Source organism: Corynebacterium lactis RW2-5, assembly GCF_001274895.1.
Lineage (GTDB): Bacteria > Actinomycetota > Actinomycetes > Mycobacteriales > Mycobacteriaceae > Corynebacterium > Corynebacterium lactis.
In genome coordinates, this window is sequence record NZ_CP006841.1 from 576,968 (window position 1) to 602,778 (window position 25,811).

Genomic DNA, 25,811 nt, shown 5'->3' on the forward strand with positions numbered 1-25,811 from the left:
AACGTATGGGGGCATGAGTCTTACCATCGCGACGATCAACGTCAACGGCATCCGCGCCGCCGTGAAGCAGCGCAGCGAAACTAACCTCGGTCTCATCGACTGGCTGAGCCACACCAGCGCCGACATCGTCCTGCTGCAGGAGGTCCGCGCCACCGACTCCCAGGCCGCTGCCGCACTCGCCCCCGCTCTCGACGCTGGCTGGCACTGGCTGGGCGCCGAGAACCTTACCGCCAAGGGCCGCGCGGGCGTGGGAATCCTCTCCCTCTTTCCGCTTTCCGACGTCTCGGTCGGCATCGGTGCGGAGGAATTCGCAGAGTCCGGCCGTTTCATCAGCGCCACCGCACCGGCCGCTGCGACGGGCCTGGATACGGACGTGCAGGTCGCAAGCCTGTACCTGCCCTCGGGGTCTGCACTGAGTGAGAAGCAGGACGAAAAGTACCGCTTCCTTGATGCGTTCTCGGATTACCTTGCGGGCGTCGGCAAGCGGGGCAGGCAGGGGCACAGTGCGGTGATTGGTGGCGATTGGAATATCTGCCACCGTGAGCAGGATCTGAAGAATTGGAAGACGAATAAGAAGAAGAGTGGGTTCTTGCCACAGGAGCGCGCGTGGATGGACTCGGTGTTTGGTTGCTGGCCGGATGAGGCTCCGCAGGATTCGCAGGTTTTGGCAACGGCAAAGGAGATGGAGGCCGGTGCTTTTTCTGATGGTTCCCGTTGGGATGCCCCGGCGATTAGTGCTGACCCGGATTGGTTTGATGTGACGCGGCGTCTGCGGCCGGATGAAGCGGGGCCGTGGTCGTGGTGGACCTACCGTGGTCAGGCTTTTGATACGGATGCGGGGTGGCGTATTGATTACCAGGCGGTGACGGCGCCGATGTTGGCCCGCGCGGTGTCATCGGTGGTAGACAAGCCGGCCGCCTATGACTTGCGGTGGACTGATCACGCGCCGGTGATTGTGGAGTACCGCTAGTAGACAGAGGAGGCCGAGTAAGCCGAATAGGCTGAGGAATCCGAAAGGCTCGAGTCTGTGCCGCCGCCCGCCAGCGCGGAGTCGGCCGCTAGCTGCGGGTTTTGCCGCAGCATGGAGGCGATGCCGTCGACGATTGCGAGCGCCCACTTTTCCTGCATCGCCGGATCTTTGAGGTCCTTGGCGAGGTTTTCATTGAGCACGCTGCCAAATGCCAGGGAGGCGGTGGGAATTACGGGAGCGTCGGAGCGCACGGTCTGCGGCGCGAGGCCCGTGTAGAACGTCGTCGGCCGGCCCTTGGAGTTGAACTTGCTGTCGGGGGCGAAGCCCCGGTAGACCATCGAATCGCGCAGCCCAGCGGCGAGCTGCCAAGTGGCGGGACGCCCCGCATCCGTTTCCAGGTCGTCGGATGCCGTGCCCACGCCGGAGGCGTCGACAATCGCGGATACTGCGAAGCCTCGATTCGGGCGCGATTCGTTCGCTGATTCCTCCGGGGTGCCGGTGGTAGTGCCAAAGACTACAGAGGCGGAAGCTTCGCTGCGGGGCACCAGGGTCGCGCCGCGCTGGGTGAGGATTTCCTGCACCCGCTTCTGAATCTTCGCAATGCCGGGAAGGATCTTGTTACTTAGCTGCGTCGTGGGGCCGAGGTAGTCGTTGATGGCCCGAACCGCGTTTTCACTGCTGTCGACGCTAATCTGGGCACCTGCCAGCGGGTCAACGGTCTCCGTCGGCGGTGCAATAATCGGCTGCCGCGCCGGCGCGAAAAGATCGCTCGGGCGCGAGGTCGGGCGCGGCGAGCTTTTCACAATTTGCCGCAGCTCCTCGGGGCTGAACATCGCGTTGACTGCGAAGATGACCGTTGCGCCATCGCGATAGACCGGCGTCAGCCCCGGCGAATGCCACGCCCACGATCGCATCGCCAGAGCCTCTGTGCCGTCGTTCTGCACGACCGGAGGAGACACAAAGATATAGTTCACGCCCAGTTTGCGCGCAGCCACGTCGTACTCGTTCAGCTCAGTCGGGCTCTCGGGCGTGCCGACGCCCAAAAGGTCCACATTCGTGGCCAACTTCGGGGAAGCTGTGGCGGTCTTGTCGCCGAACGAGAAGTGGCGGTATAACGACGGCAGCCCATACATTGCGTACATCCATGCGGAGCCGTCCTTACGGTCGTTGAGAATATGGCCCTCGTGGGCGTGAGGTTGCTTGTCCAGCCATTCGAGCGCCTGCTTATCGGCATCTGAGACATAGGTGGTGGCGAAGGACGCGCGGACCACCGAACGCTCCGACGGGCCGGTAACCCAGCTGATTGGCACCAGAGCGACCGCGGCCGCCACGCCGACGGCGATGAGCTGCGTTCGAGATGGTTCGTTGTCGGTTGCCCGGCTGTTTGTCAGGGAGGTTTTGACGGTGGGGTCGTCGTCAAGCGAGGCGGAGTCCTCGGATGGCAGGGAAGTTGTCTTCTCGTCGCGGTCGGCGCGCGAGCGGAGGCGGGAGACCAGCGCAGAAACTAACGCTACGACGCCCGCGATTGCGAGGGCAGCCAGCAGGACGCGCAGAATGCCCATGGCCGCCTGCACTCGGTAGGGCATGTCGTAGTAGAACATGCCAATTGCCTTGAGCCAAGTGCCGAAAGGCTCCGACCAGCGCACCTGAGCGCTATCGGAGACCATGAACAGCAGGCCGAAGGCCAGTGCTGGCCACGGCGTCCACGGGTGGCGGCGGAGTAGCGCGACCACGATTCCAGCGGCAAATAGTACGAGCATGACCAGCGGGAACTGAATATCCTCCGTGTAACTGGACATGCCAATCAGGCTTCGCCAGAGGGACTCATCGCGGGGGATCTTGATCTGCCCGGTAAACCCTGCCACGCTTTCGCCCTGGCCGAGTGCAGACAGCAGGATTGGGATGCACATAGCGCCTGCGATTACACCAATCAGGGCGGTGCGGATTAGGCCTGCCACGCTGGGCTGCGTGATAAACCACAACGCTACAAATAGGGCCACGGTGATGGCGGCGGCAGGGTGGACAGTCAGCGCGCCGACGATTGCCAATCCGGAGGGAACTATGTAGCCGCGCAGCGCCAACGCAGTCGCAGCAGGGACACAGGCGACGGCCAACAGATATGGCATAGAGGAGGTCTTCCACAGTGCAATCCAGATCTCCGGGGTCAGCAGCGACAGCAGCGCCGCTGCGGGGCCCGCGATTGTCGCCCATTTTGGACCTGCCACCGTGCGCGCCAAAAGTGCCATGCCTGCAGGCAGAATTAGGGAGGGGGCGAGGAATGAAAACACATTCGCGTTGAGGAAGATATCGCCCGGCAGCAGCGCCGCCATCGCGTGCCAGCCAGAGGGGTAAAAGGACTCCGAGTGCGTTTCCTGATGGAGAAGCAGGCCGGCCGAAACTGGCGAGGCGTTGCCAGTCTCCTGGATGAAGCGCAAGAAGTTCGTGTGCCACAGCATGTCCCAGGCTTCGCGAATCGAGCCGGGGCCTCCCGGAACTTGCGCCAGCGAGAACATCACGCGGGTTGTCGCAACAAGCGTGACCGCCGCGGTAATCAGCGCCGTGAGGTAGCCGGAGGAGAAGCTATCCGACGGAGTGGAGGACTTGATGAAGCTGCGGACAAGATAACTCAGCGCCGCAAAGAGAGCCCACATGGCGAGAACCAGAAACCACGAATGCGAAAGCCCTATGGCTTGTGCGAGCCAGGCGGAAAAACCGGTGATTCCCAGCATGATGGGGCCCGCCGTCGCAAGCGCCAGCATCGGGCGCATCCCCGAGACCCATCCAAATAGGGCTCCTGGGAGAAGCAACGCCACGATAGTCACGCAGATTGTCGCAATCATGAAACTCCTGATAAAAACGTAAAAATCACGCCTGTCGACCTCTGGTCGGGACACACGTATGAATCTAGTTTAAGCACCGGAGTGCAATCTTCTCGTTCAACCTCGCTTGCCGACGCTCTAGAATTAAGGAAAGTGCCAAAAGGCCACGCGGGTTGTTTGCGAACGACATGCAGGCAGCGTGGAGCCGAGGCATTGCAGGATACTCCGGTAGCGAAGGGAGCGTGCGGTCGGTGAAGCGGGGCAAACGTGAAGGCGACATGTCGGAAGGCGACATTAATCAGGACCACGCCACGTTGGAGGCACTTGCGCGGAGCCTGCAGAAGGACACCGGCACTGACGTCAACGTTTCCCTGGTAATCGCGGAGGGCATCCTTGTTGCCCTGCTGATTTTCTCGTTTGTGTACTCATGGCCCGTATGGTCCAGCCTCCTTCTCGTCGTGTTAGTCGGTGTTGTGGGAGCGGTATCGCTCTCCCGGCGGCCCGCGGTCGCCCCGCTGGAGCTGACCGCTGCCGAGAGGGAGCGTGTCCGGCGCGTCGTAAAGGAGCATGGAGTCCGCCCGGCGGTGACCTTGGTAAGGGGACTGTACCCGGACGAGCCCCCGGCGACAGCTAGCAGAACCGTGAAACTGGTCGTGGAGCGGATGCTCGCAGAGGACGATGCGCCGGCGGGTAGAAAGCGGCAGCACTAACCGCAAGTCGCTTCGTCTGACCCGCTAGACTAGGTGGCTATGAGCGAAAGCAATGGTCCCGAAGCAGCAAACCCAGCAGTAAAGGCCGCGACCACGACGCGCAAGCAGCGTGTTTTGTCCGGTATCCAGCCCACGGCGGACTCGTACCACCTGGGCAATTACCTGGGAGCGCTGAAGAACTGGATTAACCTCCAGGATGACTTTGATGCTTTCTACTTCATCCCGGACCTCCACGCCATTACCGTGGACCAGAACCCGAAGGAGCTGCGTCAGCGCACCGTCGCAGGCGCGGCGCAACTGATTGCGCTCGGCATTGACCCGGAGAAGTCCGTGCTCTTCGTGCAGTCGCACGTCCCGGAGCACGCAGAACTCGGCTGGGTGCTGACCTGCATGACAGGCTTTGGTGAGGCCTCGCGCATGACCCAGTTCAAGGACAAGTCCTCCAAGCGCGGAGCGGACCATACTTCGGCGGGCCTGTTCGCCTACCCGATGCTGATGGCCGCGGACATCCTGCTCTACCGTCCGCAGCTGGTGCCGGTGGGCGAGGACCAGCGTCAGCACCTGGAGCTGACCCGCAACCTGGCTCAGCGCTTTAACTCCCGTTACAAGAAGACCTTCGTAGTGCCGGACGCTCACATCATGGCCGGTTCCGCCAAGATTTATGACCTGCAGGAGCCGACGGCCAAGATGAGCAAGTCGGGTACGAACCCGAAGGGCATCATCAACCTGCTGGACGATCCGAAGGTGTCGGCCAAGCGCATTCGCTCGGCGGTCACCGACAATGACGGCGAGATTCGCTTCGATCGCGAGAACAAGCCCGGTGTGTCCAACCTGCTGGTAATCCAGTCGGCGCTGACCGATAAGACGGTTGACTCCATCGTCGAGGGCTACGCCGCATCCGGTGCCGGTTACGGCCAGCTCAAGGCCGACACCGCAGAGGCTCTGGAGGCGTTTACCACGCCGCTGCGTGCTCGTTACGAGGAGCTCATGTCGGACCGCGGAGAGCTGGAGCGGATTTTGGCGGTCGGCGCAGAGAAGGCTCGTGAGGTCGCATCGAAGACGCTGGCGGATGTTTATGATCGCGTTGGCTTCCTAAAGGCCGCGAACTGATAGGTGGCAGGTTAATGTAGAGGGTATGGCATCCTCTACCCAAAAAGATCCGAAGAAGACGGACCGCTACGGAATCGAACGCGTACACGCAGATGAACCGGGAGCGATTGACCGCATGCGCGACAAGTGGGGGTGGTTCGACCACCTCATGCGCATGCAGGAGCGCTACGGGGAGCAGGGCGGAAACTTCTTCGCCGCCGCTGTTACGTACTTCTCGGTGCTTTCGATTTTCCCGTTGATTATGACGGCGTTCGCGATTTTGGCCCTCGTACTGCGCGGTAATGAGGATCTGCTCAACCAAATCCAGTCCTTTATTACCGACTCCATCGACGGATCGATGGGTGACACCATCAACTCAATTATCGAGGGCGCGATCGACCAGGCTGGCGGCGTCTTTACGGTCGGTTTCATCGCGACTCTCTGGTCCGGGCTCGGCTGGATGGGTAACTTGCGTATGGCTATCACCCAGCTGTGGAAGCGTCCGATGGCTGCCAACAACTTCGTGCTCGGTAAGATTCGCGATCTAATTCGACTGATCGGCATGCTGGTCATGATTATACTGACCTTCGTTGTCACCGCCGTCGGAACCTCCGGCCTGACATCATCGCTGCTGGAAAAGGTGGGCCTGGGTGAGGTCCCGGGTATCACCGTCATTACCGGCCTGATTGCTATCGCTGTCGGTCTTCTGGCCAACTGGCTTCTATTCTTCTGGATGCTCGCCGCCCTGCCGCGCGGCAAAGTTCCGCTGAGTGCCGCGGCTAAGGGTGCCATTATCGGCGCGATTGGCCTGGAGGTTGTCAAGCAGCTCGGTAGCGTGTTCTTCTCCAACGCACTGTCGAACCCCGCCGGAGCGGTCTTCGGCCCGGTTATCGGTCTGATGGTTATCTTCTACCTCATTTGGCGCATCACGATGTACGCCACCGCATGGACTGCCACCACCGAGGAAGCTCTCCTCGAAGAGCCGCTCGACGCTCCCGCCCCGGCCGTAATCAACGTTCGTGCGGAGGCAGCCAGCTCGAGTGGTCTGAACCGCCTCTTCGGGCAGACGCGCAAGTAGCGCTCGCCCTCTGTTTCAAACCGGGACTCGCTTAACGACGGCGCTTTCCAGCGGCTACCGTTATAACTGCGGCGAGGCAAACAACTACCGCGATACCGACTCCGATACCGATTGCAGGCCAGGAATTTTCCGTCTGCATCGGACCACTGGGGTCGGTATTTTTGTCTGTGCCGAAGAAGGGAATCCGCGGGGTCTCGTCACCTTTAGCCTGAGTGTCCAGAGAAGCGATTGACGTCTCTCGGGGAGTATCGAATCCAGATTCGAGTAGGCCAGCAGCCTGCTCCCATGGGCGCGGCGCCTCGTGAACGGTTGTGTCCAGGAGAATCGTTCCAAGCCTTCGGCCATTTCTTTCTGCAACTCCCGCGAATGTGTGGCGGGCATCATCGGTGAAGCCGGTCTTGCCGCCCAGCGCACCTTCGAATCCGGAGGACAGGAGCTGATTATCGTTGGCGATGTCGAAGTCGTCGACTACAAGTTCTTTGTTGCCAGGGATTTTCGCCAGTTGTAGGCCGGAGAGGTTTAAGTAGGTGGGATTGCTGAACGCGGCCCGGAAGAACAGAGCCATGTCGAACGCGGAGGTCATTTGGCCGGGAGCGTCCAGTCCTGTGGGATTGAAAATCCGGGTGTCCGTGGCGCCTAGCTGCGCCGCTTTTGCATTGACCTTCTCCACGGTGGCGTCCATGCCGCCGAGCATCCGCGATAGCGCGTGGCCGCAGTCGTTGCCGGAATTGAGCAGCAAGCCCGTGAGGAGCGTCTCGACGGAGTATTCGACGCCTTCTACGATTCCGACACGAGAGCCCTCGATTGCGGCATCTTCGTATGTGGCACGCACCGATTTCTTCAGGTCGAGCTCCTCCAGTGCGACCAAGGCAAGGAGCACCTTAATCACGGAAGCCGGGCGGTAGCGCCCGTGGGGGTCCTTGGCCGCTAGGACATCACCGGTTTTTACATCGAAGACAATCCACGATGACGCCGTCACTTCCTCGGGAGTTTTGAAGGACGTGCCCTCGATGACATCGCATTCGGACATGGCGGTGCCACCGGCGGGGATGTCGGGAACCGGGAGCGGGGCGGGGGAGGTCGCGCCCGGCGTTGGGACCTCAGAGCTATCCACCGGGGGAGGGGGCGCGAACCGGAAGGGACAGGCGGAGGTGTCTCTCCTGAGCAAATCCGGGGATGGCTCGTCGTGATTGGAATCCGTCGGCTCCGTAGGGGCCGCCTCCTGCATGAATTGCGCGGGTTGCCCGGTAGCGGATGGCGCGATGAACCCGGCGGGAGCGAGCACTAGGTGTGCGGCCAGAGCGGAGGACAGGAGGATTCCCCTTCGCGTGGTCCAGTGTGAGTGGCAGGTCCCATCTTTGGCGCGGAGGCAATGAGAAGGAAACATAATAAATAGGACAATAGTGTCCAATCATGTGAAGGAAATAATTGGGATGTCTCCGGGTTGCTTATTCGGAATGGCAAAAGTGGCTTCAGGGACAGTTCGCCCGATAGTCTGACCACTATGCTTAATTCTTCGCATATCGACCCAGATGGTTCTTCACCTGACCTTGCAGACATCCGCAAAGTAGTGGCGACGCTGCCGAAGGTGCTGCTGCATGACCATCTCGACGGTGGACTCCGGCCGCAGACTGTCCTCGAGCTCGCAGAGGAGTGCGGCTATAGCGATAAGCTCCCGACCACTGACGTCGACGAATTGGCGCAGTGGTTCATCGATACCGGCAACTCGGGATCGCTCACCTCTTACCTCACCGCGTTCGCTCACACCTGCGCTGTGATGCAGACTGCTGAATCTCTAACCCGCGTTGCTTGTGAGGCGGTCGAGGATTTGGCCGCCGACAACGTTGTCTACGCGGAGCTGCGTCTCGCGCCGGAAAACCACCTGGAAAGCGGGTTGGATATGCAAGGTGTCGTAGACGCGCTCGTCGAGGGGCTGGCCCAGGGGGAGGCCCACGCTGCGGCCGCCGGAAAGGACATCACCGCCCGGCTTCTGATCTGTGCGATGCGCCAGAATGACCGCTCGAAGGAAGTCGCCCAGCTGACTATCGATAACTACGGAGAACGCTCCGGCGGCTACGTTGTCGGCTTCGACATCGCAGGCCCGGAAAATGGCTTCCCCCCGGCGGACCATGCAGACGCGTTCGCGCTGCTTCGCGAAAACCTGGTGCCGTTTACCATTCACGCGGGCGAGGACGCCGGTGTAGATTCCCTGCGTGATGCAGTGGTTCAGGGGGCGAATCGTCTGGGGCACGGCGTCCGCGTCTACGAGGATTTCACTGCCTCTCTCGAAGGCATCGAATGCCAGCAGGTCGCTTCTGCTATTCGTGACCGCCAGATTCCCCTGGAAATCTGTCCGACCTCGAACGTGCAGACCGGCGTGTGCGACAACCTCGCCGACCACCCATTCTCGCTTCTCGACGAGATGCGCTTCACGTGCACGGTAAACACCGACAACCGCCTCATCGGCGCGACGTCGATGACCAAGGAGTGCATGGCGCTGGTGTCGGTGTTTGGTTACGGGTACACCGAGCTTTTCGACTTGACCTGCCACGCCATTAACAATGCGTTCGCGGATCTGCCGACGCGAGAGCGCATCCTCGACACAATCATCTATCCCGCATACCTGAAGCTCACGGATGCTGACGGCGACGGCGAGATCGATGCCGACGAGTCGCTAGAGATGCATCTGAACTAGATGACTATCTGGGGATAGCTGGCTGTCAGCCTCCCGCTGACCCACCGGTCCCACAGGCGCTAGGTCAAGTGCATGGGAAGAGGGGACAGGGGAGGAGGGAGCGTTTTCCGCTAAAGCTGCTAAATCTTGGTAGTAAAGCGGGCGATTAGGCTCTTTTCGAGCTGCTCCCAGCCAGCCGCCTCTTCTTCGAAGGGCGGCACGGGCTCCGACTGCTCACCGGTGTCGAGAAGGTAATTCAGCAGCCACTGGAGTTGCTGGTTGCCCGCCAGTACCTCGTTGACTGCGTCGTCTCCGGCCCAGTCCGCGGCATCGGCAAGCAGCTCGTAAGCGCGGGAGAGCTGTTGGGCATCTACGTGGTTCGGTCCCGCCTTGATGTCGGTAGTGATGCCGGTGAAGGAGTACTCGTTTTCCGCGTGGACCACGGCTTCGAGCTCACCTGCGTTCGCAGCAGTAATGATGTCGTCCCAGGTGATGAGGGAAGCGAGATCGTGAGTCTTGTTTTCGAGAAGCCAGCGGACCATGGTGCGCGGCTGCGAGAAGGTGTGAATCTCGCCGGCGTGGCCGAGGAAGAGTGGTCGTGACCCCATGTAGCAGCGCAGGGTGTAGAGCGTGCGGCCTGAAATGGAAATCTTAATCGGGTCGATGCCGGCCTGGGCCCACACAGTCGAGTCATAAGGATCGCCGGACTCCGCGGCCTTTTCAGCTTCCTTCTTTTCCGCACGCTGCTTTTCCTCAGCGGCCCGGCGCTCGGCTGCAGTCTTTGCCGCCTGCTCCAAAGTCGAATTCGCCTCAGCTACGGCTGCCTCATCAACTTCCGGTGCCGAGCCAACGAGACCGTCGAAAGAGTCCAGGCAGGAATCCCAGTTGGAGCAAATGACGCGGCCTACTGCGGACCACTGCGCCAAGCCATCTCCACGGAAGTGCTCGGCACCATTTTGGGTCGCTGCCAGAATCGAGTTCGACGCAAACATTCGAGTAACCGGAGTCAATTCCGCAATCGCCCCGATGGAGCGGGCCACCGCCAGGATACGGTCTGCCCGGGAAACATTGTCGTAGTCAGGAGAACCGGCGAGAATTTCCGGCAGCCCGACCATGTCGTACTTGTTACGGGGCGCAGTGACTGCGGACTCCGGCAGGGTTTGCTCGAAGCGACGCCAGCCCGGGTGCCGGGTGAAATCGTGTTCCTTCCCCGACTTGACGAAAGCCAGCAGCTGTGCCGCCGAGCTGAACAGGTAAACGTCGTCGCCCCGCCCCAGCAGAGCCTGCCATTCTGCGCCACCCTCGCGCCAAGTTGGAGCCCATAGGGTGTAGAAAGTGCCCTGGGTCAGCTCGAGCTCAATGGGGACAATGCCTTGAGTGGCCATAATTATCGTCGGAATCCTTATTAACGTGCTTATAGATAGCTAAATGGGCGTGGGCTGCGCTGCCAGGAGGCCCGCGGCACAAACGCGCCCTTCCATCTTAGAAGCTTTGCCCACCCGCGCGATAGCCGCGGTTAGCCTGTCGGCCTGTAGAAGCCCTTAAAAGGCATGCCGATGTTCGTCGTCCGCACAGGGTTCAGCTGCACCGGGTCGCCAGCCTCAATCATTTGGCCGTCTCCTACCACCATCGCCACATGCCCATCCCACACAGCCAAGTCGCCTGGAAGAAGCTCATCCTGCCCGACTTGGCGGCCAATCGCTTGGTCCTGGGCTACACGGGGGATGTCAACGCCGGCCTGCCCGTATGCCCAATGCGTCAGGCCCGAGCAGTCCAGCCCTTGGCCTGGGGTATTCCCGCCCCACGCGTACGGAGTGCCGAGCGCACTCATCGCATTTTCCACCGCAGCCTTGGCCTCCGGTGTGGGTGCGCCGGCTCCGGCCGTATTTGCATCACTGCCATCTCCTGTGTCCTCGGGGGTCGCGTGTTCTTCCGGAGTAGTAGCCGGCGCAGCGGCGGCCTGCGCCTCCGCGGCATCCGAAAGAGCAGCAGGCAGGGGAGCCGGTGGAGTATCCACCGGGATATTCGCTGTCGAAGAGAGTGATTCAGTGATCGGCGCAAGGTCCTGGGCAAGCGTCGCCAGCACGGACTCCGCACGGCTCATGGCTTCCGTTGCGGCGGACGTTAGCCCAACACCAGCGGCGGCCATGCCTACCGGCCCCGCGGATACCCGCGACATTGAGAGCGTAGCTTTGGCTACGAATTGCGCGGCGATCTGCGCTAATTCCTCGATCGCACGCACTATGGAACTGCTGCCCTCGGCAATATTGCCGTCGATAACCTGCGCGCGGCCCTCCAAATCTGTCGCAGCGGCAGCAGCGCGCGCCAGACTCCGGGAGGCGGATTCTCCATCACCATCGGACCAGGCTTGAGCCACGGAGTTTGCTACCCCGTGCCATTGCGAGGCGGAGGCCGGGACCGTGGCCGCAATAGAAGACAGGGCAGGCACTGCCGCGGGATTAATTGCCTGCGACAGCGCGGCGGGGACCTGAGTCAATAGACCAATCGGGATCACAACGCATCACCTCCCTGGGCGCCGAAGCTGCCAAAGGGGAAAGCCGCAAACCTGTGAGCCCCAGCTTCCTCCGCTGATCGCGCCGCAGTGACCAGGCTGGTCAGTGCCTCCGATGCGCTACGACCGTAGTCAGCAAGTTGAGTGACCCGTTCGTGCTGCGCCGAAAGCGCGGCGGACGCGGCCTGGGCAAACTGGCCGATATAGGGAGCGTCGGCAAGCAGAGATAGAGGTTTGGCCGCGCCAAGAGCCTGCGCGGGGTGAGAGGGGTCGGAAGCTAGGCTGCCGAGTGAAGCGGCGCTTTGCCGAACGGCATCTGGTATAAGAGTGAAAGCTCCGGCGGGCTGGTATTGAGGGGCGGGCATGGTGGTTCCTTTCAAATCTGTGCGTCGTTTCCTGCCCCTCCTACTGAGGGGCGGTAAAAGTGCTCTGCATTTGTAGGCGCGAAAAATGCCCAAACGGTTCCATCAAATTTTTCGATGTATTTTGGAAGGTATGGAGATTACCGTTGTCGACCACCCACTGGCACAGTCCCGCCTGACTATCCTGCGTGATGAGCGCACCAATAACGCCGGTTTCCGCGCGGCTCTTGCGGATCTCGGCGCAATGCTGATTTACGAAGCATCCCGCGACCTGCCGGTCGAGGAGTTCGATGTCAAGACGCCGATCACCGTCGCCGACGGACACCGGCTGGAGGATCCGCCGATTATCGTCCCGGTCATCCGCGCAGGCCTCGGCATGATTGACCCGGCGCTGTCGATGATTCCGGACGCGCAGGTGGGCTTCATCGGCCTGGCTCGCAATGAGGAAACCCATGAGCCGGTGCCGTACCTGGAGGCGCTGCCGGAGGACCTCTCCGGCCGCAATGTTTTCCTTGTCGACCCGATGCTCGCTACCGGCGGTTCGCTCCTGCACGCGCTGAAGCTTCTGGTTGCGCGCGGCGCGGACAATATCACCGCAGTTTGCATCATTTCGGCGCAGGCCGGTGTGGACGCACTGGAAAACTCCGGGCTGCCGGTTCGCCTCGTGACCACCGTAGTCGACCCGAACCTCAACGAAGACGCTTACATCGTCCCAGGCCTGGGCGATGCGGGTGACCGCCTCTACGGTCCGCGCAACATCGACCTCTAAAGCTTCAGGGGCCGGTATCTAGTCCGAAGTGCCGCGCCAAAAAGCAAAAATTCCCCGAACGTGCCAGTCGCTTCTAGTGAGGACGCTGGCACTCGGGGGTTTGCGCATTTCCGGGGCGCAGTCGCATTTAGGAGCTCTTGCGGAGGGGCTCCCTATGCGGTTCCCCACGAAGCAGCTGGCTGCTTCTCAATCGGGTTGTTGTCCTTCGTGACCAGGAGCCCCTCGGGCGACATTTGGTACTTGTAGGAGCCGTTTCGTGCGACAATCCGGTCTTCCTCGTCGACGATAATTTCGGTGGAGAGGCTCCCGCTCGGAGCGTCGGAGCGGTAGTATTTGTCGCCGGAGCGATTCTCGCAGGCAGCGGCTACCGTGCCAGCCTCTGTAGCAAGTACCGCGAATGCGCGGTCACCGGGGTTGCAGCGCGCTTTGGTTCCGATGAACCCCAACCCGTCCAGGTCGTCGCGCCCGGTCCCGAAGTCTTGAATCCCCTTGGTCGGAGTTGTCGAGCGGGCGCTAGTCGAGGAGGACTCAGACTGAGAGTTCTCCGTCGTGGTGGTCGACTTCTCGCTGGTTCCCTTGGTGGGGGACGGGGTGCGGCGCGAGGTCTCCTCGGTTGTCTCCGTCGAGGGAGAGGTGCTGCTCGACGAAGATCGCTGGGGCTGGCTGTCGGTCGATGATCCCGTCGATGGTGCGGACGCGCCGGGCATCTCCTGCCTCTGCGGGCCGTTGTCCGTTTGCAGCGAAAGTCCGACCGCTACTCCGATGACAAGCACTAATAGGGTCGCCACTGTGGCGATGGCGATAGTGATGGGCCGGGAAGGATTGTCATTGGCGGACATACCTTCCATCATCGCAAAAATGTTACGAATGTTAAAGATGGTAATAGGGGGTAGTTGCGGTGTCCTTTCGGGAGGTCGGTTTCTCCCCGCAATCGCGCCCCGAGCGTCATCGATTTTGTGGCATCTCTACACTGAATAGTTGTGATAGAGGAGTTTATTAAGCAGTGGTGGCTCGAGCACGAACAGGAAATCCTGGGGTGGCGTCGGCATCTTCACGCGCACCCGGAGCTGTCACACATGGAGCACCAGACGACGAAGTTCGTCGAGGAGAAACTGCGTGACGCAGGTCTAGAGCCTGTCCTCTTTCCTAACACCGGCCTGATGGTCGACATCGGAGATATCGAGCTGGCCGACAACGGTGCCGGCGGAGAGCTCCCGGGGCGCCTGGCGTTTCGAGGGGACATGGACGCCCTTCCTATTACAGAAGCCACGTGCCTGGAATTTTCCAGTACGAATCCCGGAGTCATGCACGCCTGCGGGCATGACTTCCACACCACAATCACCCTCGCGACTGCACTCGCCATGGCCGAGTACCACCGCGAGCATGAACTCCCAACTCCTCTTCGATTCATCTTTCAGCCCGCAGAGGAAGTCATGGTCGGCGGTGCCCCCGAGGTAATCGCCGCCGGCGCCCTCGACGGTGTCGAGCGCATTTTCGCGGTGCATTGTGAGCCCAAGCTCCGCGTCGGGCACGTCGGCGTGCGCACGGGGGCGATTACCTCCGCCTCGGACACTCTCGACATCAAGGTCGAGGGGCCCGGCGGACATACTTCACGCCCCCAGATGACCGCCGATGTAGTCTACGCACTGGGCAAACTCATAGTCGACCTGCCGGGGTTGCTGTCTCGCCGTATCGACCCTCGCACAGGCACGGTCCTGACTTTCGGGGCAGTCCACGCAGGTTACGCCAACAACGCGATCCCGTCGGAAGGCGAGGTCAAGGGCACCCTGCGCACCGCCGACATCACCACCTGGCGCACTATTGACCCGCTGGTCCGCCAGCTCATCGAGCAAACCCTCGCGCCAACTGGGGTCACCCATTCCATCAAGTACGAGCGGGGAGTCCCGCCAGTGCTTAACGACGAGTACTGCACGGCGTTGATTGCCGAAACGGTGCGGAGGGTCGATGAGAATGCCGTGATTCAGGCGCCGCAGTCGTCGGGAGGCGAAGACTTTGGCTGGTACCTGGAGCATGTCCCGGGTGCGATGGCGCGACTCGGCTGCTGGTCGGGTAGGGGGGACAAACACGACCTGCACCGAGATGACCTGGTTGTGGATGAGCGCTGTCTTGGTGTGGGCGTGCGGCTCTTCGCCGGCATTGTCGCGCGCTACCAGGACGGCGAGCCACTTGTGCGGTCTCTCCACTAGACTGGTGGCAAAGCGCGGGAAAAATTATTGCCGCGCTTGGCGCTTTTGTGCGGGGACGTGCAAAAATGGTGCCTGTTGGTGTGCACCCAGTGGGCGCCTGGAGGAGCCGCTAAAGCGAACTTTTTAGTGGGCTCGTAAATTGAGTGATCGAGCATTTTCAGCCAAATTGGAGGACTTGTGGCTAAGAGAATCGTAATTATCGGCGGCGGCCCAGCGGGCTATGAGGCAGCTCTGGTCGGTGCCAAGTACGGTGCCGAGGTCACGGTTGTTGAAGATGCGGGAATGGGCGGTTCCTCTGTCCTTTGGGACTGCGTGCCCTCTAAGGCCTTCATCGCTGCGACCGGCGTGCGCACCGATATGCGCCGTGCGGACGAGATGGGCCTGCGCCCGGACTTCTCCGCGCGCAAGATTGACTTCACTGCTGTCAACGAGCGCGTGCGGCGCCTGGCCAAGCAGCAGTCCGATGACGTCCGCGCGCAGATGGAGCGCGAGGGCATCACCATGCTGCAGGGCCGCGGTCGCCTGGACGACCACGATCCGGGACGTGTGACCCACTACGTCACCGTCGACTTGCTTGAAGGCGGCGAGATCAGCCTTGAGGCTGACCTGGTTCTGGTCTCGACAGGTGCTTCCCCGCGCATCCTGCCGGGCGCTATCCCGGACGGCGAGCGTATTCTCACCTGGCGTCAGGTCTACGACCTGGAGGAGCTGCCGGAGCACCTCATCGTTGTCGGTTCCGGTGTCACGGGTGCCGAGTTCGTGTCCTCCTTCACCGAGCTGGGTGTGAAGGTCACCATGGTCGCCTCCCGTGACCGAATTCTGCCGCACGAGGATGCGGACGCGGCAGATGCTCTGGAGGAGGTCCTGCTGGAGCGCGGCGTCGACGTGGTCAAGAACGCCCGCTGTGACCTTGTCGAGCGCACCGAGGATGGTGGCGTGCGCGTTGTCACCTCCGACGGTCGCGAAGTCCTCGGTTCTCACGCGCTGATGACCGTCGGTTCCATTCCGAACACCGCCGATATGGGCCTGGAGAACTCCGGCATCGAGCTGACTCGCTCGGGCCACATCCACGTCGACCGCGTCTCCCGTACCAATGTCCCGGGTATCTACGCCGCCGGCGACTGCACCGACTTGTTCCCGCTGGCATCCGTTGCCGCTATGCAGGGCCGAATTGCCATGTACCATGCTCTCGGCGAGGGCGTTTCTCCGATTCGCCTGCGCACCGTATCTTCGGCGGTGTTCACCCGCCCGGAGATCGCGACCGTTGGTGTTTCGCAGGCTCAGATTGAGTCCGGCGAGGTCTCCGCGCGCGTCGAGGTCTTCCCGTTGGCAGGTAACCCGCGCGCGAAGATGCGCTCGCTGCGCCACGGCTTTGTGAAGCTGTTCTGCCGCAAGAATTCCGGCATGATCATCGGCGGCGTGGTTGTCGCGCCGACCGCCTCCGAGCTAATCCTGCCGATTGCGGTGTGTGTTTCCAACCAGCTCACCGTGGCCGACCTGGCCAGCTCCTTCTCCGTGTACCCGTCCCTGTCGGGCTCCATCACGGAGGCCGCGCGCCAGCTGATGGCGCACGACGATCTGGACTAACCAGCCAACTCGGCGTACTTTGTCTCGACCTCGTCTGCGGACGGGTTCGTGGCATGAGTACCGTCCGAGTACAGGACAGTCGGGACAACACGATTGCCGTCGTTGACGGACTTGACCCATTCGGACAGGTCATCGTGCTTTTCGACATCCCATGCCTCAAATGGGGTGCCCTTGCTCTTCAAACCTGCAATGAGGTTCTGGCAGAACGGGCACCATGAGGCCGCGTAAATGGTTACATGTTCAGTGGTCTTAGGCGTTTTCACGTCAGTCATGCTAATTGCAACACGCGCTGTCGGCGGAGTATTCCAGCGCGCACTCTGCGGACACGTCGGGCTTGCAATACTGGGGATCGGTAGAGGCAGTAACGGGGCCGCAAAGGCCTCAGCGCTAGGCCCGCGGATGCCACTTGGTCAACCGGTAACGGAGCCCCGTCGAAGAAGTCAGCCACTCGGATTCATGGACTTTTTCCCATTCGTAGAGATCGGGAGCTATGACAGGCACCGGCACCGACACCTCAATGTCGATTTGTGTGACGACGCACTCGTCGGCAAGCGAGAGCCCGTCGCGGTAGACGCGGCCCCCACCCATAATCCATACGGCGGGTTCGTTAGCGACTGCGGCGAGTGCCTGGTCGAGGCTTGCGAAGGCCTCAGCCCCGGGGAAGTCCGTCGAAGTGCGCGAGAGCACGATATTGCGGCGCCCTGGCAGAGGGCGGAACTTCGGGTTTAGAGAATCCCAAGTGCGGCGGCCCATGATTACGGGCGCGCCCATAGTGGTGTCCTTGAAGTGCTTCAGGTCCTCCGGAAGATGCCAGGGCATCGAGGAGCCATCTCCCAGGACACCGTCGCGTGACTGAGCCCAAATCATGCCGACGAATTCGGGCCTGGGCTTAGCAGCGTTGGCAGTCATGCGGGGCACCTTCCTTGCGGTGGGGACGTTTTATGAGCGCTTATACCGCGACCTGACCGCGGATTAGCGGGTGCGGATCGTAGCCGACAACCTCGACGTCTTCGAAGGAATAGTCGAAGATGCTGTCGGCCTTATTCAGCTTCAAAGTGGGGTAGGGGCGTGCTTCGCGGGAGATCTGAAGCTCGCACTGCTCGACGTGGTTGTCGTAGATATGGCAGTCACCGCCGGTCCAGATGAATTCCCCGACCTCGAGGTCCGCCTGCTGTGCCATCATGTGCGTCAGCAGAGCGTAGGAGGCGATGTTGAAGGGAACGCCGAGGAACATATCAGCACTGCGCTGGTAGAGCTGACAGGAGAGCTTGCCGTCCGCCACATAGAACTGGAACAACAGGTGGCATGGCGGCAGCGCCATGTTGGAAATCTCGGAGACGTTCCACGCGCTGACGATGTTGCGGCGCGAATCCGGGTTCGACTTCAACGTATCCAAAGCCTGAGCAATCTGATCGATGTGCTGTCCGTCCGGAGTCGGCCAGGAGCGCCACTGTACACCGTAGACCGGCCCCAGATCCCCGCTTTCCGACGCCCACTCGTCCCAGATGGTCACGCCGTGCTCCTGGAGCCAGCGGACGTTTGAGTCACCCCGGAGGAACCACAGAAGTTCGTAGACGATTGACTTCAGGTGGACCTTCTTCGTGGTGATGAGCGGGAACCCCTCGCTCAAGTCGAAGCGAATTTGGCGGCCAAAGACGGAACGCGTTCCGGTGCCGGTACGATCTGCCTTCTTGGTGCCTTCAGCGAGGATCTCGCGCAGCAGGTCCTCGTAGGGAGTCTTCACGGAATCAGCCATGTGGAGACTACTTGTTCTCGTTGGCCTTGAACTCCGCGACCGCGGCGAGAATCTCGTCAGCGAGGTCGGGGCGGCAGAAGAGCATGTCGGGCATGAACGTGTCGACATTGTTATAGGTCGGCTCGGAGCCATCCAGGCGGCTGACGTGCAGGCCTGCAGACTTAGCGACACCGACCGGCGCTGCGGAGTCCCACTCGTACTGGCCTCCGTCGTGGATGTAGGCATCGTGGTCGCCCAGGAGGACGTGCATTGCCTTGGCGCCCGCGGAGCCCATCTCTACGAGGTCCATGCCGAGCTTTTCGGCAACGTACTTCGCGACTTCCGGCGGGCGGGTACGAGAGACGACAATCTTGCCAGCACGCGGGCCCTGGACGGCCTTGGCCTCTCCTGTGTGGAAGACCTGGCCGAGGTCCGGCAGACCAACCGCCGCGTGGGTGGGCTTGCCATTCTCGACGAGTGCCACGTGAACCGCCCAGTCCTGGCGACCGCCTGCGAATTCGCGGGTACCATCCAGTGGGTCAATAATCCAGACTCGATCGCAGTCGAGGCGCTCGCGGTTGTCCGCGGCCTCCTCCGACAGCAGGCCATCGTCCGGGCGGTGCTGCTCTAGAACTCGCGCGATCCACTCTTGAGCGAGCGCATCGCCAGCGTCACCGAGGATACGGCCACGCAGCAAACCTACGTTCCGAACACCCTTGAGAATCTCACCCGCTCCGCGGGCGAGTCGGTAGGCAAGAACAGCATCTTCAATGTAGGCAGACATGGCTTCGATACTATTCGCCGAGCGAATATTGCGCCAACGTGCATCTAGTTGGCCAGGTAGAATTGAGTGGTATGCGATTGATTCTGAACATCATCTGGCTCGTATTCGGTGGCTTGTGGCTGGCCCTCGGATACATCTTCTTCGGCATTCTGGCGTGCCTTCTCATTGTGACGATTCCCGCGGGCGTGGCATCGTTCAGAATGGCCTCGTACGCTCTGTGGCCTTTTGGTAGGACCGTTGTCGAGACATCTCAGCCTGGATCTGTCGGCGCTGCAGGAGCTGCAGTGATGAACGTAGTTTGGTTCCTGGTTGCGGGCCTATGGCTGGCTATCGGTCACATCACTACGGCCGCTGCTCAGGCTGTGACAATAGTCGGTCTGCCACTGGCCGTCGCGAACATCAAGATGATTCCAGTAACTTGTTTCCCCTTCGGCAAAGTGATTGTCAGTGGTTACCGACCCGAGGGCTACACGGTAAAGCTGTAAAAAGGGAATCCGGCGGTGACCGGATCCCCTTTTGAATTTGTATTACTGCACTATGGTCTGCCGGCGGAGCTACCTGCGCCGTTTCAGCAGCATGCTAGCGCTTGTCGCGGTACCAGGTCAGCAGCGCATCGGTGGAAGCATCGCCGGAGTCCGGTGCGACCTCGCCGGTCACAGCGGGAAGCAGATCGCCGGCCTGCTGCTTGCCCAGCTCAACACCCCACTGGTCGAAGGAATTCAGGCCCCAGACGATGCCTTCTACGAAGGTAATGTGCTCGTAGAGCGCAATCAGCGCGCCTACAGCATCCGGAGTTAGTTCCTCAGCCATAATCGTGGTGGTTGGGCGGTTACCCGGCATGACCTTGTGCTCCACCAACTCCTCAGCGACGCCTGCGGAGCGGATTTCCTCGGCGGTCTTGCCAAATGCGAGCACCTTAGTCTGGGCGAAGAAGTTGCTCATCAGAAGATCGTGCATAGAGCCTTCGCCGGTTGCGGTTGGCAAGTCCTGTCGAGGGCGGGCGAAACCGATGAAATCGGCGGGAACCAGGCGAGTTCCCTGGTGGAGGAGCTGGTAGAACGCGTGCTGGCCGTTGGTGCCCGGCTCGCCCCAGAAAATCTCGCCCGTGGTGTAATCGACCCGTGAGCCGTCGGTACGCACGGACTTACCGTTGGACTCCATAGTCAGCTGCTGCAGGTACGCAGGGAAGCGAGAAAGGTCCTCGGAGTAGGGCAGGACTGCGTGGGATTGTGCGCCCAGGAAGTTCGAGTACCAGACGTTAAGCATCGCCATCAGGACCGGAACATTTTCTTCCAATGGCGCAGAGAGGAAGTGCTCGTCCATCGCACGGAAGCCCTGCAGGAAGCGCATAAAGTCCATAGGGCCGACCACGGCCATGATGGATAGGCCAATAGCGGAGTCCACGGAGTAGCGGCCGCCTACCCAGTCCCAGAATCCGAACATATTCGCCGTGTCGATGCCGAATTCCGCGACCTTCTCGGCGTTGGTGGAAACTGCTACAAAGTGCTTGGCGACGGCATCCTCGGAACCCAACTGCTCAATCAGCCAGCGGCGCGCTGCGTGCGCATTGGAAAGAGTCTCCTGGGTGGTGAAGGTCTTGGACGCAACGATGAACAGGGTCGATTCTGGGTCGGCCTCATCCAGGACTGCGCGCAAATCGGACGGATCCACGTTGGAGACGAATCGGGCGTCGATGCCGGCGGTGGCATAGGTGCGCAACGCCTTCGTCACCATTGCCGGGCCCAGGTCCGACCCGCCAATACCGATATTGACGACGGTCTTAATGGTATGGCCAGTGTAGCCTAGCCACTCACCGCTGCGAAGAGAACGAGCGAAGTCGCGCATGCGGCCGAGGACCTCGTGAACGTCGGCAGCTACATCCTGATTGCCGACGACCAGATTCTCCTCGGCGGGCAGGCGTAGAGCGGTGTGCAGTACTGAGCGTCCCTCGGTCGAGTTAATCTTGTCGCCGCGGAACATCTTCTCGCGAGCTTCCTCGATGCCAGCGACTCGTGCGAGCGCGACAAGATCAGAGAAACCCTCCTGGCATAGCAGGTTCTTGGACAGGTCAACGTGAAGAGTGCCCGCATCGAAAGTCAGTTTTTCTGCGCGGTCAGCTTCCGAAGCGAATAGATCACGCAGGTTTGTAGGGTTGCCGGTTTCGGCGCGTTCTTTGAGCGTTTCCCATTGCTTGGTGGCGGTGATTTCTGAGGTCATTTACCTGCTCCAGAGTCTCTGCATAGTAATCACTTCTTGCTGTCAGTCGCGGGTAAGTGGTCCACCGACTGTAGGTAATGAAACCACCGATTCTGGCGGTATCGCTTCCTTAGCGGAAAACCAATCTTGCGCATCGACAGCCTTACTCCCAAGACTAGTTACGTTTGGGAGAAACTGCTTGCGGCATTTTGAGCTCCATAGGTAGTTGACCATTGTCCTAGACGGCTCGACATCTTGTTTTTTGAGTTAAGTTTCAAGATGAATTATGAGGTTTTCGTTTTCTTCCGCTCGTTGCGTCCCCATGACAAAGCCCCTCCATCTCCCGTGTAAAACCCGGAGATTGGGTTTTGCGGAAAATAGAGGGGCCTGTTGACGCTAGCTAGTTGTTTGCTAAGCGAGCATTAGCATCGACTACCTACTGGTCCTCCTGGTTACGTCGACGCCAGAAGATCAGCGCGCCACCGATGACTATCGCGAGCGCAGCTAGACCCGCGATTACACCTAGCGCCTGTACACCGGTGCTTGCTAGCGAACTGGAACCGTTCTTGTTGGTTGCTGACGAACTGGACTTCGCTGCAGCCTCGGACTTCGAGGAGCTATTGGAGTTACCAGACGTGGCAGTCTTGGATGGGCTAGCGGACTTGGAGCCGTTACCCGGCTTTGAGTCATTACTAGAGCCGCTAGACGCACCTGGTTTGCTGGGTTCGCTTGGCTTACCCGGTTTGCTTGGCTTGTCTGGTTTCGCGTCGCCTGGCTTGCTGGGTTCGCTGGGCTTACCCGGTTTGCTTGGCTTGTCTGGTTTCGCGTCGCCTGGCTTGCTGGGTTCGCTCGGCTCGCTTGGCTTGCCCAGTTTGTCGGGAACCTCGCAGTTAGAAGGCAACTCGTGGGTCCAGCTCCATTCGGTCTTGGCGCCGGTCGGGAAGCGATAACCAGCCTCGGGAGCTACCACAACCTTAGCCGTTTGGCCGAATTCGTAGTTGACCACACCATCAGAGTTAGGCTGCACCTCCTTGCCGTCGACGGTAATCGTGTACTTCACGCCCTTCTTCTTCTCGACCTTCAACCACGGCTTTGTATCGCAATCTGTTGGGTCAAAAGAGCTGGGGGTGATTACCTCAACCGTGGTTAGGGGCTTGGACTTCGGATCTGTCGGGTCGGTACCTTCCTTGACTTCTTCGCCGTCGGAGAATCCGTCGCCGTCGGTATCGGCCTTGTTTGGGTCGGTGCCGAGTTCCTTTTCCTGTTTGTCGGTCAGCCCGTCGCCATCAGAGTCCTTGTTCGGCTGATCTGGTTCGGGCTTCGGATCTGGTTTGCTGCTCTCAGGCTTGGAGTCTGGATCTGTCGGGTCGGTACCTTCCTTGACTTCTTCACCGTCGGAGAATCCGTCGCCGTCGGTATCGGCCTTGTTTGGATCGGTGCCGAGTTCCTCTTCCTGCTTGTCGGTCAGACCATCGCCATCAGAGTCCTTGTTTGAGTCTTCGTCTGGCTGCTCAGGATCTTCCCCTGGCCCATCCTCGTCCGTAGGGGTCTTCGGATTTAGCGGGTCGGAGTCGTCCTTGTCGTTGATGCCGTCACCATCGGTATCGGGGTTCTTCGGGTCGGTTTTTGGATTGCCATTGACCTCATCGCCATCGAGGATTCCGTCACCATCGGTATCGGGGTTCTTCGGGTCGGTGCCGAGTTCCTCTTCCTGCTTGTCGGTCAGACCATCGCCATCAGAATCCTTGTTAGGATCCTCGCCCGGCTCCTCGGGGGTCTCGCCTGGCTCCTCGGGATCGGTGGGCTTCACTTCGCGCTTCTTCAGCTCAGCCGAGCCTTCGCTTGCGCCGAATTCCTTGTCGTCGATCTTCTGCTTTTCGACGACCGCCTTGACGGTGTGATCCTCGTTCGACAGTTTGGCATTCGGCAGCGTTGCGATGCCCTCGTCATTTGTTGTGGCAGTACCGATTGCTTTGTCACCGTCATAGAACTCGACGGTGACACCTTTGGGTACTGGGTTCCCATCCGCGTCGACGATTGTTGCCTTGATAGTAGCGGGGTTATCGCCGTCGACTGCAGTTTCATCGGTCCACTCGGCGCTGACAGTCGTCTTAGTTTCGCGGACCTGCTCTGTGAGGTTGAAGGTGAAGTTCGCTTCGGAGGCCTCGATGCCGACCTTGTTCTGTGCGTTTTTAACACCCAGGTACTTCGCGACGACAACTTGCTCACCCGACTTGCCCGCAAAATCGTACTTTATTGCGGCTACGCCGTTGTCGGCGTCGGAAAGCGTGTGCTCACCGATCTTTTCTTCACCGATGTAGAACTCAACCTTGCCGGTCTTAACCGGCTGCTTGTTAGCACTTTGAACGTCGGAGTGGGTGACGGTGACCTTCAGTTCAGTTTCTTCCCCAACGGTTACATCAGCCTTGGTGTCCTTGTCCCAAGTGGTGTCGGACTTATCGGAGATGGTGATGTGAACTTCGTCTGCCGTGACGGTGACCTGCGGGCTTGTGGACGGCAGCGCGGTGTTGGAACCGAGGAAGCGAGCTTCTAGACGGCTTTCTCCTGGCGCAAATGGGCGGCTGATGGTGAAGGTACCGTCGCCGTTGTTGTCACCTTCGCCCATGTTGAGGCCGTCGGGGAAGTCCTCGTTGTAGACCCAGAATTCGACTTTGCCGTCCTCACCGACAGGCTTGCCCTCGGCGACCTCAACACGAGCGGTAATATCCTGGAAGCCGGTGCCCATCTTCGTCCCCTCGGCGGGAGATGTGATGGTGGTGGTGGATTCACGCTGGTTGGTCTTGATACTGATTGTCTTAGGCTCAGACTTCGCTGCTGGCCAGGAGCGGTTGCCGGACTGTTCGTTAACAATCTCTGCGACCTCAGCGGTTAGCTGAATCGGCTTTTCCGACTGGGTTTCGAACTTGTGAGTCAGAGTCGCCTTGCCATCTTCGCCAACCTCAGCCTTGCCGATTTCCTCACCATCGGCCTTGAAAACAACCACCGGTTTCGTGCCATCAGGAAGTTGGCGGCCTTCTACGGTGTAGGTTGCCTCCAGAGGTACCTCGGTTCCCGGCTCAACACTGGGTGGGACCTCGCCAAGGGCGACGGTGGTTTTGTTTTCCGCCTTAACATCGACGGACTTCTCGTTGCTCTTCGCAGACAACACCTTGTACCCATCAGCCGCGGTGTACTCCTGCTGAACTGCACGGAAGAAAACTTCGCCGTCCCTGTCGTCAATGTCGACCTGGGTGCGTGCCAGATTGCCATCGACGGCTACAGGCTCACCAACATCTGTCCATTCTCCGTCAGCGGTGCGGAACTGGAACTGTACAGTTGCACCGTCGGGAAGTAGTGAGTCGTCTTTTTGGCGGGTCGAGCGTGCTTCCAAATCGACGGTGAGCTTGCCGTTCTCGTTCGGCTCGGCGGAGACTAGGGCAGCCTTGTCCAGAGTGATTTGGGAGACGATATCGGTCTTAACGACGTTGACCTTCACCAGTTCTGCACCTGCAGGGCCTGCATTGACAAAAACAGCATCGTTGGACCAGACTCCGTCTTCTGCAAAGGAAAGGGTGTTGTTCGTATTTTCATCTCCCTTGGGCCCTGCAGGAGCGCCAGCTCCGCGGAGCCCGAAGACAACAGTTCCTGTTTCCTCAGGTGCAGTCACCTTGAAGGTAACCTTTGGCAGGCGGAATGTAGTGTTCTTCGGTACTGATAGCCCCGCCTTGGGGTCATCATTGTGGGCACCAGGCCCGTTATTGACAGTTGCGTTGCTCGGTGCAGAGATACGAGCGTATTGACCAGTGGGTGAGGGGTTGCCGACCTCATCTACCCGCTGAATCGAGTAGACAGCAGTCGAGTTCTTGCCAATCGAGCCGAAGCCGAAGCCTTCACTGACACTCATGTCTGTGACGGTGACGTTCTGAGGAAGTGCAATGTCGTATTTAATACGCCCGACTTCCTCTCTGCCGGAAACCATCTGGCCCGGCTGAATAGTCACTTCAAAGCTTTCGCCGACCTCGACATTCTCAGGGTAAGAGACATCGACGTGGCGGAGATTTGTTAAATCCGTGTCAAGTTTCCCTCCCCATACCGTAGTGGCTGGCGCCATAGTGTCTACCGTCTTCGAGACTTTCGTTGCAGCAGGTGCCTGGCCCTTGTCTTGTTCCTGAGCCTGCGCCTGAAGGGCAAAGGGGTAGCTAGTCGTAGCTGGAGTCAGGACGAGCGCACTCGCGGTGGCAACTGCGAGCACAGTTGCAGGGATGCGTTTAGTGATTCGCATTATGTCAACTCTTTCTATAGGTGTGAGCGTGTATTTC

General features: G+C 60.3%; 21 protein-coding genes. 9 read left to right on the top strand and 12 right to left on the bottom strand.

The window, feature by feature from the left end; translation table 11 throughout:
- Window positions 1–13: 13 nt before the first annotated feature.
- Window positions 14–970 carry an exodeoxyribonuclease III gene (locus tag CLAC_RS02420; RefSeq protein WP_053411540.1) on the top strand — a complete coding sequence of 319 codons (957 nt, stop codon included), beginning with the start codon at window positions 14–16 and terminating at the stop codon, window positions 968–970.
- On the opposite strand, the gene CLAC_RS02425 is transcribed toward CLAC_RS02420, so the two are convergent.
- Entirely contained in the window at window positions 967–3,810 is a 2,844-nt protein-coding gene (locus tag CLAC_RS02425) for a DUF6541 family protein (RefSeq protein WP_156324746.1), read from the bottom strand. The genes CLAC_RS02420 and CLAC_RS02425 overlap by 4 nt on opposite strands.
- A gap of 257 nt (window positions 3,811–4,067) precedes the next feature.
- On the opposite strand from CLAC_RS02425, the gene CLAC_RS02430 reads away from it, so the two are divergent.
- Genes CLAC_RS02430 through yhjD form a run of 3 tightly spaced genes read left to right on the top strand, consistent with a single transcriptional unit; the run spans window position 4,068 to window position 6,666 of the window.
- Window positions 4,068–4,499, top strand: coding sequence for a hypothetical protein (locus CLAC_RS02430; protein WP_156324747.1), 432 nt, complete (start codon window positions 4,068–4,070; stop codon window positions 4,497–4,499).
- Between the two features lie 39 nt (window positions 4,500–4,538).
- Entirely contained in the window at window positions 4,539–5,609 is a 1,071-nt protein-coding gene (gene trpS, locus CLAC_RS02435; protein WP_053411543.1) for a tryptophan--tRNA ligase, read from the top strand.
- A gap of 25 nt (window positions 5,610–5,634) precedes the next feature.
- Window positions 5,635–6,666, top strand: coding sequence for an inner membrane protein YhjD (gene yhjD, locus CLAC_RS02440; RefSeq protein ID WP_053411544.1), 1,032 nt, complete (start codon window positions 5,635–5,637; stop codon window positions 6,664–6,666).
- A gap of 31 nt (window positions 6,667–6,697) precedes the next feature.
- Here yhjD and CLAC_RS02445 read toward each other — a convergent pair whose 3' ends face one another.
- Window positions 6,698–8,053: a D-alanyl-D-alanine carboxypeptidase family protein gene (locus CLAC_RS02445; protein ID WP_211255368.1), complete on the bottom strand. Its 1,356-nt coding sequence runs from the start codon at window positions 8,051–8,053 to the stop codon at window positions 6,698–6,700.
- Window positions 8,054–8,170: 117 nt separating this feature from the next.
- Here CLAC_RS02445 and CLAC_RS02450 point away from each other — a divergent pair, with 117 nt between their 5' ends.
- Window positions 8,171–9,361, top strand: coding sequence for an adenosine deaminase (locus CLAC_RS02450; protein ID WP_053411546.1), 1,191 nt, complete (start codon window positions 8,171–8,173; stop codon window positions 9,359–9,361).
- 119 nt (window positions 9,362–9,480) lie between these two features.
- On the opposite strand, the gene CLAC_RS02455 is transcribed toward CLAC_RS02450, so the two are convergent.
- The 3 genes from CLAC_RS02455 to CLAC_RS02465 all read right to left on the bottom strand — a co-directional run bounded on the left by CLAC_RS02455 (window position 9,481) and on the right by CLAC_RS02465 (window position 12,217).
- A complete protein-coding gene (locus CLAC_RS02455) occupies window positions 9,481–10,725 on the bottom strand; it encodes a hypothetical protein (protein WP_053411547.1) in 1,245 nt (414 codons plus the stop codon).
- 131 nt (window positions 10,726–10,856) lie between these two features.
- Complete coding sequence (locus CLAC_RS02460; RefSeq protein WP_053411548.1) at window positions 10,857–11,855, bottom strand: C40 family peptidase; 999 nt, start codon at window positions 11,853–11,855, stop codon at window positions 10,857–10,859.
- Window positions 11,852–12,217, bottom strand: a complete 366-nt coding sequence (locus CLAC_RS02465) for a hypothetical protein (protein WP_053411549.1) — start codon at window positions 12,215–12,217, stop codon at window positions 11,852–11,854. The genes CLAC_RS02460 and CLAC_RS02465 overlap by 4 nt, the downstream gene beginning before the upstream one ends.
- 130 nt (window positions 12,218–12,347) lie before the next feature.
- Between CLAC_RS02465 and upp the strand changes: the two genes are divergently transcribed.
- Entirely contained in the window at window positions 12,348–12,983 is a 636-nt protein-coding gene (gene upp, locus CLAC_RS02470; RefSeq protein ID WP_053411550.1) for a uracil phosphoribosyltransferase, read from the top strand.
- A 152-nt stretch (window positions 12,984–13,135) separates the two neighbouring features.
- On the opposite strand, the gene CLAC_RS02475 is transcribed toward upp, so the two are convergent.
- Window positions 13,136–13,822, bottom strand: coding sequence for a hypothetical protein (locus CLAC_RS02475; protein ID WP_053411551.1), 687 nt, complete (start codon window positions 13,820–13,822; stop codon window positions 13,136–13,138).
- Window positions 13,823–13,963: 141 nt separating this feature from the next.
- Between CLAC_RS02475 and CLAC_RS02480 the strand changes: the two genes are divergently transcribed.
- Together CLAC_RS02480 and CLAC_RS02485 are read left to right on the top strand one after the other, a co-directional pair.
- The gene (locus CLAC_RS02480; RefSeq protein ID WP_053411552.1) at window positions 13,964–15,190 is read left to right on the top strand and encodes a M20 family metallopeptidase; all 1,227 of its coding nucleotides are present in this window, start codon (window positions 13,964–13,966) and stop codon (window positions 15,188–15,190) included.
- Between the two features lie 177 nt (window positions 15,191–15,367).
- Complete coding sequence (locus tag CLAC_RS02485) at window positions 15,368–16,777, top strand: NAD(P)H-quinone dehydrogenase (RefSeq protein WP_053411553.1); 1,410 nt, start codon at window positions 15,368–15,370, stop codon at window positions 16,775–16,777.
- On the opposite strand, the gene CLAC_RS02490 is transcribed toward CLAC_RS02485, so the two are convergent.
- The 4 genes from CLAC_RS02490 to CLAC_RS02505 all read right to left on the bottom strand — a co-directional run bounded on the left by CLAC_RS02490 (window position 16,774) and on the right by CLAC_RS02505 (window position 19,296).
- On the bottom strand, window positions 16,774–17,049 hold the full coding sequence (locus tag CLAC_RS02490; protein ID WP_053411554.1) for a mycoredoxin: 276 nt from the start codon (window positions 17,047–17,049) through the stop codon (window positions 16,774–16,776). The genes CLAC_RS02485 and CLAC_RS02490 overlap by 4 nt on opposite strands.
- A gap of 115 nt (window positions 17,050–17,164) precedes the next feature.
- On the bottom strand, window positions 17,165–17,686 hold the full coding sequence (locus CLAC_RS02495) for a dihydrofolate reductase (protein ID WP_053411555.1): 522 nt from the start codon (window positions 17,684–17,686) through the stop codon (window positions 17,165–17,167).
- Between the two features lie 40 nt (window positions 17,687–17,726).
- Window positions 17,727–18,533 (bottom strand): thymidylate synthase, encoded by an 807-nt coding sequence (locus CLAC_RS02500; protein ID WP_053411556.1) that lies wholly within the window; start codon window positions 18,531–18,533, stop codon window positions 17,727–17,729.
- Window positions 18,534–18,540: 7 nt separating this feature from the next.
- Complete coding sequence (locus tag CLAC_RS02505) at window positions 18,541–19,296, bottom strand: 3'(2'),5'-bisphosphate nucleotidase CysQ (protein WP_053411557.1); 756 nt, start codon at window positions 19,294–19,296, stop codon at window positions 18,541–18,543.
- A gap of 71 nt (window positions 19,297–19,367) precedes the next feature.
- On the opposite strand from CLAC_RS02505, the gene CLAC_RS02510 reads away from it, so the two are divergent.
- On the top strand, window positions 19,368–19,781 hold the full coding sequence (locus CLAC_RS02510) for a YccF domain-containing protein (protein WP_053411558.1): 414 nt from the start codon (window positions 19,368–19,370) through the stop codon (window positions 19,779–19,781).
- Between the two features lie 94 nt (window positions 19,782–19,875).
- Here the strand turns inward: CLAC_RS02510 and pgi are convergent, their stop codons facing one another.
- Together pgi and CLAC_RS02520 are read right to left on the bottom strand one after the other, a co-directional pair.
- Complete coding sequence (pgi, locus tag CLAC_RS02515; protein WP_053411559.1) at window positions 19,876–21,513, bottom strand: glucose-6-phosphate isomerase; 1,638 nt, start codon at window positions 21,511–21,513, stop codon at window positions 19,876–19,878.
- Window positions 21,514–21,928: 415 nt separating this feature from the next.
- Window positions 21,929–25,774 (bottom strand): Ig-like domain repeat protein, encoded by a 3,846-nt coding sequence (locus tag CLAC_RS02520; protein WP_053411560.1) that lies wholly within the window; start codon window positions 25,772–25,774, stop codon window positions 21,929–21,931.
- Window positions 25,775–25,811 lie beyond the last annotated feature (37 nt).